General features: G+C 66.9%; 12 protein-coding genes. 7 read left to right on the top strand and 5 right to left on the bottom strand.

Going from position 1 to position 12,860, the window contains the following annotated elements; all coding sequences use genetic code 11:
* Positions 1-83: 83 nt before the first annotated feature.
* Positions 84-1,163 (bottom strand): NADH:flavin oxidoreductase/NADH oxidase, encoded by a 1,080-nt coding sequence (locus GVL05_RS14110; RefSeq protein WP_159573524.1) that lies wholly within the window; start codon positions 1,161-1,163, stop codon positions 84-86.
* Between the two features lie 97 nt (positions 1,164-1,260).
* On the opposite strand from GVL05_RS14110, the gene GVL05_RS14105 reads away from it, so the two are divergent.
* The gene (locus tag GVL05_RS14105) at positions 1,261-1,566 is read left to right on the top strand and encodes a helix-turn-helix transcriptional regulator (RefSeq protein ID WP_235035990.1); all 306 of its coding nucleotides are present in this window, start codon (positions 1,261-1,263) and stop codon (positions 1,564-1,566) included.
* Positions 1,567-1,575: 9 nt separating this feature from the next.
* Here GVL05_RS14105 and GVL05_RS14100 read toward each other — a convergent pair whose 3' ends face one another.
* A complete protein-coding gene (locus GVL05_RS14100) occupies positions 1,576-2,337 on the bottom strand; it encodes a GntR family transcriptional regulator (protein ID WP_159573522.1) in 762 nt (253 codons plus the stop codon).
* Positions 2,338-2,476: 139 nt separating this feature from the next.
* Here GVL05_RS14100 and GVL05_RS14095 point away from each other — a divergent pair, with 139 nt between their 5' ends.
* The 3 genes from GVL05_RS14095 to GVL05_RS14085 all read left to right on the top strand — a co-directional run bounded on the left by GVL05_RS14095 (position 2,477) and on the right by GVL05_RS14085 (position 6,402).
* Complete coding sequence (locus GVL05_RS14095; protein WP_159573521.1) at positions 2,477-3,760, top strand: alpha/beta fold hydrolase; 1,284 nt, start codon at positions 2,477-2,479, stop codon at positions 3,758-3,760.
* Positions 3,757-5,034: an MFS transporter gene (locus GVL05_RS14090; protein WP_159573520.1), complete on the top strand. Its 1,278-nt coding sequence runs from the start codon at positions 3,757-3,759 to the stop codon at positions 5,032-5,034. Before GVL05_RS14095 ends, GVL05_RS14090 begins: the two co-directional genes overlap by 4 nt.
* Before the next feature lie 108 nt (positions 5,035-5,142).
* A complete protein-coding gene (locus tag GVL05_RS14085) occupies positions 5,143-6,402 on the top strand; it encodes an MFS transporter (protein ID WP_159573519.1) in 1,260 nt (419 codons plus the stop codon).
* Positions 6,403-6,852: 450 nt separating this feature from the next.
* Here the strand turns inward: GVL05_RS14085 and GVL05_RS14080 are convergent, their stop codons facing one another.
* On the bottom strand, positions 6,853-7,470 hold the full coding sequence (locus tag GVL05_RS14080) for a TetR/AcrR family transcriptional regulator (protein WP_159573518.1): 618 nt from the start codon (positions 7,468-7,470) through the stop codon (positions 6,853-6,855).
* Between the two features lie 93 nt (positions 7,471-7,563).
* On the opposite strand from GVL05_RS14080, the gene GVL05_RS14075 reads away from it, so the two are divergent.
* Positions 7,564-8,310: an SDR family oxidoreductase gene (locus GVL05_RS14075; protein ID WP_159573517.1), complete on the top strand. Its 747-nt coding sequence runs from the start codon at positions 7,564-7,566 to the stop codon at positions 8,308-8,310.
* 38 nt (positions 8,311-8,348) lie between these two features.
* The gene (locus GVL05_RS14070; protein WP_159573516.1) at positions 8,349-9,236 is read left to right on the top strand and encodes an SDR family NAD(P)-dependent oxidoreductase; all 888 of its coding nucleotides are present in this window, start codon (positions 8,349-8,351) and stop codon (positions 9,234-9,236) included.
* 471 nt (positions 9,237-9,707) lie between these two features.
* On the opposite strand, the gene GVL05_RS14065 is transcribed toward GVL05_RS14070, so the two are convergent.
* Positions 9,708-10,751, bottom strand: coding sequence for an NAD(P)-dependent alcohol dehydrogenase (locus tag GVL05_RS14065; protein ID WP_159573515.1), 1,044 nt, complete (start codon positions 10,749-10,751; stop codon positions 9,708-9,710).
* 82 nt (positions 10,752-10,833) lie between these two features.
* Between GVL05_RS14065 and GVL05_RS14060 the strand changes: the two genes are divergently transcribed.
* On the top strand, positions 10,834-11,409 hold the full coding sequence (locus GVL05_RS14060) for a TetR/AcrR family transcriptional regulator (protein ID WP_159573514.1): 576 nt from the start codon (positions 10,834-10,836) through the stop codon (positions 11,407-11,409).
* Between the two features lie 289 nt (positions 11,410-11,698).
* Here the strand turns inward: GVL05_RS14060 and GVL05_RS14055 are convergent, their stop codons facing one another.
* Positions 11,699-12,769 carry a LacI family DNA-binding transcriptional regulator gene (locus tag GVL05_RS14055; protein WP_235035989.1) on the bottom strand — a complete coding sequence of 357 codons (1,071 nt, stop codon included), beginning with the start codon at positions 12,767-12,769 and terminating at the stop codon, positions 11,699-11,701.
* Positions 12,770-12,860: the final 91 nt, after the last annotated feature.

Raw genomic sequence — 12,860 nt, 5'->3', positions numbered from 1 at the left:
GCCGGGTAGCATTGCCCAGCAAAGGTGGACAGGATGCACGGTGCGGGCTGGCACCGGGCCTCCTGTCCGGTGGGTGGGGCCGGTCAGCGGTAGGCGCGTTCGTAGACGGCGGGCTTGTACGGCATGTCGTACCGCAGCGCTGCTGCGGCTCGGATCGGGAAGTTCGGGTCGCGCAGCGACTCGCGGCCGACGAGGACGACGTCGGCCTGCCCGAGCGCGACAATCTGCTCCGCCTGGAACGGGTCGTCGATCATCCCGACGGCGGCGACGGGCAGGCCGGTGGCCTGCTTGACGGAGGTGGCGTGCGGCAGCTGGTAGCCGGGACCGACCGGAATGCTCGGAGCGGCGACGTTCCCGCCCGTGGACACGGAGACGAGGTCGACGCCGTGGTCGCCGAGCCATGCCGAGACGGTGTTCGTCTCTTCCTGCTCCCAGCCGCCCTCGGTCCAGTCCGTCGCGGAGAGGCGCACGACGAGGGGGACCGCCGCGCCGACTTCGTCGCGGATGACGTCGACGGTCTCAAGCAGGGCACGCGCCCGGTTCTCCAGCGATCCGCCGTACTGGTCCTCGCGCTCGTTGGAGAGCGGCGACAGGAACTCGTGCAGCAGGTACCCGTGCGCGCCGTGGATTTCGAGGATGTCGAAGCCGGCGTTCACCGCCCGGCGCGCTGCGGCTGCGAATGCGTGGACGACTCCGGCGATGCCGTCAATCGTCAGCTCCGTGGGGACGTGCAGACCGGGGAACGCGATTGGCGACGGGCCGACAGGCTGCCACCCTCCGTGCCCGGTCGGGACGTTCCCGTCGGGGCGGTCGCCCCATTCGCGCCAGGTGGACGCCTTCCGCCCGGCGTGCGCGAGCTGGATGCCCGCTGCTGCCCCTTGCGAGTGGATGAAGTCAGTGATCCGGTGGAAGGCATCCCGCTGCTCGTCGTTCCAGAGGCCGAGGTCCTGGGGACTGATCCGGCCTTCCGGAACGACACCGGTCGCCTCGACGATCACGGCTCCGGCACCGCCGCGAGCCAGGGAACCGAGGTGCATGAGGTGCCAGTCAGTCGGGATGCCGTCCTGGGCGTCGACCATGTACTGGCACATCGGTGGGATCCAGATGCGATTACGGACCTCGAGTCCACGGAGGGTGATCGGTTCGAAGAGTGCGCGGGTCACGCGGTTCCTTCCTCATCGTGCGTCGGCTTGTACGAGAGTCGTCGTAGTACGACAGGTACCATACCAACGCACCTTTCGACGAGCTGAGGAGCTTGAAGTGGTCCGGACCCTGCAGCACCCCGAGCGTGACGCGATCACGATCGACGCTGTGCTCTCCGCCCTCGCCGACCCGGTGAGGCGCACGATCGTGACGCAGCTCGCCGGAGGGCACTCCGAGCAGGCCTGCATCGCGTTCGACCTCCCGGTGGCGAAGTCGACGTCGACCCATCACTTCCGGGTGCTGCGTGAGGCAGGAGTGATCAGCCAGCAGTACCGCGGCACGGCGATCCAGAACGGGTTGCGCCGGAACGACCTCGAGGCACGGTTCCCCGGGCTGCTCGACGCGGTGCTGGCCGCGGACTGATCCGGGACCTCACTCCACGAGGTCCAGTTGCGTGCCCTCCTCGGTCCCCGGGGACACGGTGATGAACGTGACGATCCGATCGGAGCGTTCGAAGCTCTCCGAGTACTCGACCGGCCCGGTGTCCGACTCGGTAATCCGCGTCTGCAGCACGAGCGGGTCGCCGACGTGGACACCGAGAATCCGCGACTCGATGAAGTCGGCGGCGACGGCGCTCAGCCGGCTGCTGCTCCGTGCGAACCGGGTCCCGTACCGGGCGGCAAGGAACTGGTAGAGGTAGTACACGCTGCCGGAGTGCTCGGCGAGGTCCGAGAACTGGTCTGCGACGAGGTAGCTCGCGATGTGTGCCACGGGTTCGTCGTCCACGAGCTTGAGGCGCTGCACGCGGTGCACGGGCGTTCCCGGCTCGATCCCCAGCGCCATCGCGACCCGGTCCGGCGCGGGGACAGTCTCGATCGTCGCCGCCTGGGCCGTCACCTTCGACGGGCTGTCGGAGACCGTCCGGGTCTGCACCGTGGTGCGGCCGACGAGCGACGTGAAGTCGTAGCCGTCCTCGCGGCGCAGCGGAGCCGTCACCTCGGTGCCGCGCCCCTGGCGCGCATCGATGTAGCCGTCGTCGCGGAGGAGCCCGATCGCCTTCCGGACTGTGGTCCGACTGACGTCGTACTCGGTCATGAGCTCGGGCTCGGTCGGGAGGAAGTCGCCGGTCTGGTAGCGCCCAGAGGTGATCTCCGCCTTGATCTGCCCGTAGACCTCCATGTACTTGACAGCCATGTCGCTCCGCCCTCCCGATTCGTATCGGAATCAACCCTACCGAACGGTGATCGTCTTCACACTTGCGACGTAAGGGTACGTTTAAGGTATGATTGCCTCGGTCGGTCAGAGATGATTCGACAGATTTGGAGATCTATCAATGACGATGCAGAGTACAGCGCTGACGCGGTGGCTGTCTGAGTCGGACTCGTCGCTCCGTCGGAAGTACGAGGCGCAGCTCGACGAGCTCCGACTCGCGCACAACGGCGGTGCCGACATCCACGCACTGGTGGACAGCGAGTACGGCGCGGTCCTGACCGAGCGGTTGCGCCTGACGTTCACCTTCGAAGAGGACCCCACCGGTCTGGCTGTCGAGGAGTACTACCGCGGTCTGGGGTTGCGCCGGCAGGTGTTCCAGAACAGCGACTACTACACGCGGTGGCTGGTCGTCACCCCGCTCGAGCTCGAGACCGAGGCCGCGAAGGGTGTCCGTTACCCGGTGCTGTTCGTGCACCACGGCGGACACCAGTCGATCTCCACGGACGAGTTCACTGCGGGCTTCCACGAGGTCGCTGCGCGCGAGCGCATCATCCTCGTGATGCTCCAGGACACCAACTGGCAGAACACCGAACGCGTCCTGGACCGACTCATCGAGCTGTTCCCGGTCGACACCGAGCGGGTCTACCTCGCCGGTGAGTCGCAGGGTGGGTACCAGGTCACGTCCGCCTTCTTCCGCTTCCCGGAGCGGATCACGGCCGTGCTCACCTGCGGCAACGACATCTGGCGCGACTGGGACAACGTGAACGAGCCGTTCACCGACGACGAGCGTCGCCGGGTCCGGGATGCGGTGGTGCCGTTCATGCAGATCAACGGGCAGTTCGAGGCGTCGAGCTTCGCCCCCGTGAGCGACTGGCGGCCGCGGAAGGACTGGGGCCGTCCACGTGAGCTCGAGGGCTACCGCGACCCGCGCCGTGACGACGACCGCGACCCGACCAGGAACGTCCGCGGTCCCCGGCGCTTCTCGAACCAGCCGGAGCCTCCAGCCGGTGCCGACAAGAACGCGTGGGCCGTCTCGCGGCTCAACGAGCGGATGTCGAGCCTCGGCCTCGCAGAGCGGGACGCGGCGACGTGCATCGGCTACCTGACCGGCGCCGATTCGGAGCTGCACCGCATCCTCGGCTTCTACGGCGATCGTGAACGCACCGAGATCATCCACGGAACACGGCACTGGATCGCCGACATCGACGACGCCGCGGGGATGAACGTCTTCCGGTACGTCGTGGTCGAGAACGCCCCCCACGCGTGGCCGCTCGCCGCCGGCGCACTCGGCTGGGAGTTCCTCAGCCGGTTCCGGCGCGACGCCAGCACCGGCCGGATCGTCGTCGACGAACGCCAGACCCCCCGAACCACCCCCCACAACGACGTGCAGGAGACCTCACGATGAGTGCAACCACGACCGCGACGAAAGTCGCAGCGACCCGGGTGTTCAACCGGTCGTTCACCGCCATCTTCCTGGCCTACTTCCTGGTCAACCTCGCCCTGAACATGGCGAACAACCTCGCCACGCCCTACGCACGGGACCTCGGAGCGAGCCCGGTCGTCATGGGCATCGTCGCCACCGGCTTCACTTACGGCGCAATCGTCTTCAAGCTTGCCTCGGCACCCGCGATCGACGCGTTCAACCGGAAATGGGTACTCCTCGCCGCGGTCGGAGTCATCGCGGTCGCGACCATCGGCTACGCCCTCTCCTCGAACGTCCCCACCCTGATCACCTTCCGGATCATCCAGGGCATCGGACAAGCCTTCACCGCGACCACCTTCGTCGCGCTCGCAGCCGACACCCTGCCCCGCGAGAAGCTCGCAGCGGGCATGGGCGTCTTCGCCCTCGGCACCGCCGGAGCCACGATGCTCGGCGCCCCCATCGCGCTGAACATCCAGGCGGCCACGAGCTACCAGTTCACCTTCCTGACGGCCCTGATCGCCCTGGTCCTCGGCGCCGTCGCCGTCGTCCTCATCACCGCGAAACAGCGCGAACGCAAGAAGTTCCGCATCTCGCTGAAGGGTTTCATCGCGCCCGAGGCGATCCCGTCGGCACTCATGCAGTTCTTCTTCATGCTCGCCTGGACCTCGGTGTTGTCGTTCATCATCGTGTACGGACAGTCCCAGGGACTCGGCAGCGACGTCGGGTACTTCAACACGGTGTACGGACTCGCGATCTTTGCCACCGCACCGCTCGGCGGACGACTGACCGACCGGTTCGGGTACTTCATGCTCATCCCCATGCTGGCGTTCATGTCCGCGGCCCTGATCGTCATCAGCTTCGCCGACGACCTGCCGACCCTGCTCATCGCCGCGGTCCTCGGCGCACTCGGGTACGGGGCTGCCGGTCCCGTCGTCCGGTCGATCACGATGAGTGTCGTGCCGAAGACGCGGCGCGGTGCAGCGAGCAGCACGATCTTCCTGGCATCCGACATCGGGCAGCTCGTCGGACCGATCCTCGGCGGCGTCATCATCTCGACGCTCGGGTACGCAGCCATGTACCGCATCGCCCCGGTGTACCTGGTCCTCGCGCTCGTGCTGCTCCTGGTGTCGTACCGGTACTGGAACCGACGCGCCGCGTCCGTTGCCGAGACGGAACGGGCCACCGAGGCCGCCGAAGTCGAAGCGAGCAAGGCGACGGCCGCGCAGACCGCGCAGGTCTCACAAGACCGGGCCTGAGCGTCCGAACAGCAGGGTGCGGGACGACCCCTTTCGTCCCGCACCCGCATTCGCACCTGTCCGCCGGCGGACGGCGGGTGCCGCACAATGACGTGACGGAGGAACGGGATGGACCAGCGCGACCCAGCGGTGCTGCCGGCGCCGCGCGCCGCGGCCGAGCGCATCTGGAACCGGTCGTTCACGAGCGCGTTCGCGACGTACTTCCTCATCAACCTCGGACTCAACCTCAGCAATGTCGTCATCAGCCCGTACGCGAGAGACCTCGGCGCGACCCCGGCCGTGATCGGCGTGGTCGCCGCGGCGTTCACCATCGGATCGATCACCTTCAAGCTGGTCTCGGCGCCCGCGATCGACACGTACAACCGGAAGTACCTGCTGCTCGGAGCCGTCGCCGTCATCGCGATCGCCTTCGCCGGGTACGCGGTCTCGGGCAGTGCGACGTCGGTCTTGACGTTCCGGATCGTCCAGGGCGCAGGCCAGGCCTTCACGTCCACGACGTGCATCGCCCTCGCCGCCGATACGCTGCCACGCCGGAAGCTCGCGGCGGGTCTCGGCGTATTCGCGCTCGCGTCGGGCGCAGCGCAGATGATCGGTGCTCCACTGGCGCTGCAGATCCAGGCAGCCACGGACTACCGCACGACGTTCTCCGTCGCGATCGGGGTCCTCGTGCTCGCTGCCGTCGCCGTCCTGCGGATCCGCCCGCGACACATCGCGCTGCCCGTGCGCCGCTCGTTCCGGCTCACGCCGTCGAGCGTCATCGCCCGGGAGGCGATCGTGCCCGGGGCCTTGCAGTTCTGCTTCCTGTTCGCCTGGTCGCTCGTGAACTCCTTTGTGGTGGTGTACGGCGTCGAGCAGGGACTCGGGAGCGACGTCGGGTACTTCTTCACCGTCTACGGGCTCGTCTTGTTCGTCGCCAGTCCGCTGGGGGGTCGCGCGGTCGACCGGTTCGGCTACGTCGCCGTCCTGCCGATGCTCGCCTGCATCGTCGGGTCGATGTACCTGATCAGCGTGTCCGACACGATCTGGACGCTGCTTGCCGCCGCGGTTGTCGGGGCGTTCGGGTACGGCGCAGCCGGGCCGGTCGCCCGGTCGATGGCGATGGGCGTCGTTCCGGAGGAGCGGCGCGGGGCGGCGAGCAGCACGCTGTACCTCGGCTCCGACCTCGGACAGCTCGCCGGTCCGGTCGTCGGTGGGCTCATCGCGACGACCCTCGGGTACGCGGCGATGTTCCGCATCGCACCTGTCTCGATCCTCGTCGCCGCGGCAATCCTGCTGCTCGCCAGGAGGACACTCGAGCACCGACGGACTGAGCTCGTCGTGCGCGAGGAGACCGGCAGCATCGCGCTGGTCGACGGAGATCGTCGGTGATTTGGGACAGCGAGTTCGAATTGACACCCCAACCCCGCGGACGGCCGTTCATCGCTCGTGAGCCTGACTGAAGCCGGCTCGCGTCTCGTTGCTGATGCTGAAGGCGCCTTCGGTGATCGCGTAGACGAACTCCTGCGCGGAGTGTTGACGTCCGTGGAAGTCGAATCGGTGGGAAGAGTTCTTGCCACACTGCGCGGGAGTCTCGAACGAAACCGAGTAGGGCTGCCGGCAGGCTAGAACAACGGTTGGGGGAGCGCCTCGCAGGGCTGGGAGCGCGGCTCGGGCCGGCTCTTCTTGAGCTGTTGGGCGGTGGTCGACTCAATCACTGCCCGGCCGAAGCGACTGGAACCGGTCCTCCTCGGAGGTCCATTAGCCGATCCTCGGGTTCAGCTGGCCGTTGATGACACCACACCAGGGTCGGACTGGTTGTCTTCGGTTCGGCAAGCTGCGCTAGTTTCGGTACCCGTCAGCTGCGGCTCCGGTGAGCGTGTTCTCGACCAGGGCTTCCGCGAATCGCACGTCGAGCGGAGCATCAGGGATGAGGAGCCGGTTGTAGCAGGCGCCCCAGAGCTGGTCGACCAGGAGGCTCGGATCGACGTCCGCGCGGAGTTGCCCTCGATCGAGTGCTCGCTCGAAGTAGTCGATGGCCAGGCGGCGGCGGGGCATCGTGTACTGCTCGGAGACAGCCGCCGACAAGTCGGCATCGCTTTGAGCGGCTCCGATCAGCTCGGCGATGATTCGGCCACCGCCTTGCTCGGTTAGGAGTCGGACGAACGAACTGAGCTGGGATCGAACGTCGGTGAAGAGGTCACCGGTGTCATGGAATGCGAGGTCGGCTTCGCTCAAGGTGAAGTAGGCCTCTGCTGCCAGTGCGCCCGGTGACGGCCACCACTTGTAGACCGTCGTCTTACTCGCACCGGACTTCGCTGCGACGCGGTCGAATGTCACAGCGCGCATCCCCTCCGCTGCGAGAAGAGTCGCCGTCGCCTCCAGTACTTCTGCGCGGACCTCCGCTGCGGGGCGCCGCCCACGCCGAGGCCGTTCCGTGTGATCCAGTCCAGTTTCCATCCGCTCTCCTCCCAGCGACCAGGTTAGTGGACAAACCGACCATTTCGTCCTAGGCTTAAGTGAACACGTTGTTCACATAGCTACGGAGGCATCATGCCCGAGACCACAACAACCACTCCACGCGTCGCCATCGTCACCGGTGCCTCCGGCGGCATCGGCCGTGCTGTCGCCGAACGCCTCGCAGCCGATGGTACGGCTGTCGTTGCGCATTACAGCGGTAACGCTGCGAAGGCCGAGGATGCCGTCGCAGCCATTACGGCCGCGGGCGGTCGGGCCATCGCGGTCGGCGGCGACATCGCTGATGAGACCGCCATGGCCGCGCTCTTCGACGCCGCCAACGCCGCGTTCGGCGGCATCGACGTCGTCGTGCACACCGCCGGCATCATGCCGCTCGCGCCTATCGCCGAGATGGATCTCGACACGTTCGATCGCATCCAGCGTGTCAATGTGCGCGGCACGTTCGTCATCGACCAGCTCGCGGCGCGTCAGGTCCGCCGGGGCGGCGCGATCATCAACTACTCGACGAGCATCACCCGCCTGCAGATGCCTACCTACGGTGCGTATGCGGCTTCAAAGGGCGCCGTCGAGTCGCTCACCCTGATCCTCGCCCGCGAGCTCCGTGGTCGCGACATCACCGTCAACGCCGTCGCCCCCGGCCCCACCGCCACCCCGTTGTTCTTTGAAGGTAAGCCGCAGCAGGTCATCGACCACATCGCCTCGCTCAACCCGATGGAGCGCCTCGGCACCCCCGACGACATCGCTGAGGTTACCGCATTCCTCGCCGGCCCCGGCCGCTGGGTCAACGGCCAGGTCCTCTACGCCAACGGCGGCGCCGCCTGAGCCCGGATCCGCTCCCACTCCGTTCGAAAGAAGCAGACATGTCCGTCATCCTCATCACCGGCGCCGCAACCGGCATCGGGTACCTCACAGCGAAGAAACTCGCGGCCGAGGGTCACACAGTGTGGGCCAGCATGCGTGACCCTGAGGGACGCAATCAGGACACGGCAGCCGAGTTCGCTGAACTCGCTCGCGCGACGGGAGTTGAGCTGCACACGGTCGGGCTGGACGTCACCTCGCAGGAGTCCGCTAACACTGCCGTCGCAACGGTCGTCGAGATCAGCGGGAAGCTCGACGTCGTTGTCCAGAACGCCGGCCACCTCTACGTCGGCTACGTCGAAGCGTTCACCGACGACGACATCGCGCGCCTACTGGACGTCAACGCCATCGGCGCCCACCGCGTCAATCGTGCTGCGCTGCCCTACCTCCGGGGACAGCGCAGCGGGACCTTGCTGTACGTCGGCAGCACCATCATCGTCACCACGCCGCCGTTTCTTGGGCCCTACGTCGCGTCGAAGGCCGCGTTCGATGCCCTCGCTGTGGTCACCTCGTACGAGGCGGCGCAGTTCGGTATCGAGACGAGCATCGTGATGCCAGGGGCCATCACCCAGGGCACAGCGCACTTCCCGAACGCCAGTCACGCGTCCGACGCAGCCATCACGGCCGCTTACGCGAGTCTCGACTCGCTCGTGGCGCGCAACGAGGAAGCGACCGCGTCGCTGGTTCGCCCAGGTGTGGAGGCCAGTCCCCAGGGCGTCGCGGACGAGATCTCCCGTGTCCTCGCGCTGCCGCGTGGCGAGAAGCCGTTCCGCACCGTCGTCGACTTCACCGAAGCCGGCGTCGAGCATGTCATGGCGTTCTCCGACCTCACCCGCGAGGCGTTCGTGAACCGGATGGGCTTCGGCGAGGCCCTCACCCTCCGCGACTAGTGCGACCACTCGAGCCCATCGCGATCCTCAAGCGGCGACCTGGAAGCGTCGCGCGCGACCAAGAGCACCTCATGCCCCCTCCTCGTCATCGCTTCGCAATCGTGAACTGGATCGCGGTCTATCCCCTCATCACAGTGGTCCTCTGGCTCCTCGGCCCCACCCTGTCGAGGCTTCCCCTCCCCGCGGAGACCTTCGTCATCTCAGCAGTGTTGGTCTTGCTGATGAACTTCCTCGTCATGCCGCTGATGACCAGGGCGTTCCACATCTGGTTGCACCCAACGTCGAAGCGCCAGCGAAGTCCCTACCCCGGCGCTCACGAAGCGCGTCAGCGAACGCCCGGACGGCGTAGCGCGCCCGTGGTTGAAGGAGACGACGCGGACCCGCGGACATTGAAATATTGAGCGCGCGACGGCGGGAAACCTCGTCAGGGTGGTGAGGGCTCCCGCCGCGGCGCCCCGGGAGCAGGTGGTCTTAGGCAGGAGTTGTGGGGTCGTCGAGGTCTGACATGTCGAGCACGAAGCGGTAACGCACGTCACCCGCGGCGAGGCGGTCGAGCGCCGCCTTAACCTGCGCGGAGGGCAACACTTCGACGGTGGGCGCGATGTTGTTGTCGGCGCAGAACTGCAGCAGCTCCGCGGTCTGAGGCAGACCACCTGTTCCCGACGAGGTGAGCTTCTTGCGGCCGTAGCCGAGTTCCAGGAGGCGCGGCCCGGTCATCAACGGGTTGCCGAGCACACAGAGAGAGCCGTCGACCCATAGCAGCCGCAACAGTGGCGAAAGCTCGTGGTCCGCGGCAATAGTGTCGATGATGTAGTCGAATCGGCCAGCGCTCTGCGCCATAGCCGTCTCGTCCGTCGTGACCAGCAGACTCTTCGCACCGAGCGCGAGAGCGTCGTGGGTCTTGTCAGCGGTGCGGCTGAGGACCGTGACTTCAGCGCCGAGTGCGACGCCGAGCTTCACCGCGAGGTGACCAAGTCCACCTAGCCCGGCGACGGCCATTCGTGTGCTGGGCCCAACGCCGGCGGCACGCATCGGCTCCCAAACGGAGATGCCGGCGCACATCAGCGGGCCGGCGGCAACCGGGTCGAGTCCCTCTGGAATGGGGAAGGCGAACTTCTCCGTCAGCACGTACTCGCGGCTGTAGCCGCCCTTGAGATTCCCCTTCCCACCATAGGTGGTGGTCGCCCCCGTGAGGCAGAAGTTCTCCTGTCCGATCTGGCACATTGCGCACTGACCACAGGAATTGATGATGGTGCCGACCGCGACGGCGTCGCCGACGGCGAACTTGGTCACGCTCGTGCCAGTGGCGGTGATGACGCCGGTGAACTCGTGTCCGGGTACGAGGTCCTTCTCCCCGAGCATCCCGTGGATGCGATGGAGGTCGCTATGGCAGACACCGCAGTAGTCGATTCGGACCGCGACGTCGTCGGCATTCAGCTCGCGCCGCTCGATCTGCACGCGGGTCATGGTGTTGCTGTTGGGGTCCTGGCTCTGCCAACCCATGGTGAGACTCATGGTCAATCTCCTCTTGAAAACGGAATATAGGTTCACCTTACACGCAAGCGGAAGCTAGATTCCACTTTGCTAGGATGGACGCATGAACGAGAGTGCAGATTCTTCGGCCGCGAGTCTGCGCGGCCCTCGCAAGGATGCGGTGCGCAACGACGCGATCGTGGTCGCGGCCGCACGAGCGGTGTTCGCGGAGCAGGGGCCACAGGCCAGCATGGAATCCATCGCTGCCCGCGCGGGTCTCGGAGTCGGGACGATCTACCGGCGCTTCCCCGGGAAAGAGATGCTGCTCGATGCGATCGCACGGCTGTTTGCCGTGGAACTGGATGACGCCGCAGCACGGGCGCTCCAGAACCCGAATCCTGACTCGGGGCTCGAAGAATTTCTGGAGTTCGTGGGGGTCATCACGGCGGAGAACCATCGGTTCGCTGCAGCACTGGTGGATCGGGCCGCCGACGATGACGTCGCCGCGCGTACCGGCGAGAAGGTGCGACAGCTCACCCTCCATGCGGTTGATGGCGGCGCGCTCGGCCCTACCGTGATCGCGGAGGACGTCAAGGCGTTGATCATCGCCCTCCGCGCCGTGATTGCCAGGATCCCTGACGACCCAGGATGGCGACGATTCCTCCACATCCACCTCACCGGACTCCGCATCGGGCCGTGACCCCTGCGGGCGACTTGTACGCCAACCCGTCTGGTCTGTGCTCGTCGGCCCCCAGCGTCGCTGAGTCGCCGCATGCTCCCCAAGACTGCTGTACAGCCTGGCCCCCGCAACAGGGCCGTGTCGACACTGACGCGGGCAGCCTTCGCCTGACCCGCCACGCAGAGTTGCGATTCATCGGCGCCGAGCTCACGCTGCGTCAGGTAGACACCGTCATCGCCGATTACCGGGACGGGGCCGGAAGCACGATACGACTCCAGCGGGCTCGAGTTGGGCGAGCGGTGCACTCGGCTCAGGCGCTCCTCCGGATCACGAGCGAAGGCTGCAGCACGATTCGCCGCACCGAGCGGCTTGCGCCGGAAATCTCGCTGAGCACCAAGCCGAGTGCCGCCCGGCCGGTCTCCTCGAACGGTTGCGCGACCGTCGTCAGGTCAAGCCCCGCCGCTAAGGGGCCGTCGTCGAACCCAACCACGGCGACGTCGTCCGGCACACGGACGCCAATCGCCGCGAGAACACGGCATGCGCGGGACGCCAGGTCGTCGTGGTTGGCCACGACCGCGGTCGGTGCGCCGCGCCCACGGAGTGTTGATTCGAGCGTCTCAACGAGCGCACGGTCCGAGGGGACGGGCGCATCGACGACGTCCACGGATTCGGTGAGGCCCGCCGCCCGGAGCATACCCGCGGAGATGTACGCCCCAGACGCCTGCGGTTCGTGCAGGAACACCGCGCGCGTGTGACCTTGCGAGCTGAGGTGGGCTCCGACCAGGCGGCCACCCTCCCGGTCATCGACAAGGACGGTGGGGACGTCGCGCCGTGATGTCTTGGCCCGTTGGACGTCGACGAACACGAGCGGCATTGCGGCGTCCCGGCTGGCCCGGAGCGCAGCGCTTCCAAGCGGCACGCCCATCACGATGAGCCCGTCGACGCCTCGGCGCGCAGGAAGCGCATCGAGGAGCGGCGACGCGGCCGCAGCGGCCGAATCGAGGTCGTGCACCGTCAGTTCCACCGCGGTGTTCCGGACGTCGGCGAGCATCCCGGCGAACCGGCGAAAGTACGACGGGTAGCTGCTGAACGGTGCGGCGACTGCGACACGCACCCCGGCGTTCGCCCCGTTCGTCGTCGCACCGGACCGGTAGCCGAGGGCGCCGGCAGCGGCGATCACCCGCCTCCGGGTGTCCTCACGTACCCGATGTGGTGCATTGATCGCGAGCGACACCGTCGAAATGCTCACTCCGGCACGCTCTGCGACGTCGTAGATCGTGATCCGTCCACTGGTCATCCGAGGCGACACCTCCGTATCGAAAGAGTTCATCGAAGTTCTTCGATTACGTGACACTAGTGCCAGATTGATGGAGGTCGTCAAGGATGATGTTTGCAAAGCCCCGTACCGATGCGTTCGTCCGAGCCGTTGAGGCCCGGTTGTCGCCCCTGGCGTCGAGACCGCCGAAGGACGC

Source organism: Curtobacterium sp. 18060, assembly GCF_902706105.1.
Classification (GTDB): Bacteria; Actinomycetota; Actinomycetes; order Actinomycetales; family Microbacteriaceae; genus Curtobacterium.
This window is presented reverse-complemented; position numbering and strand designations above follow the sequence as displayed.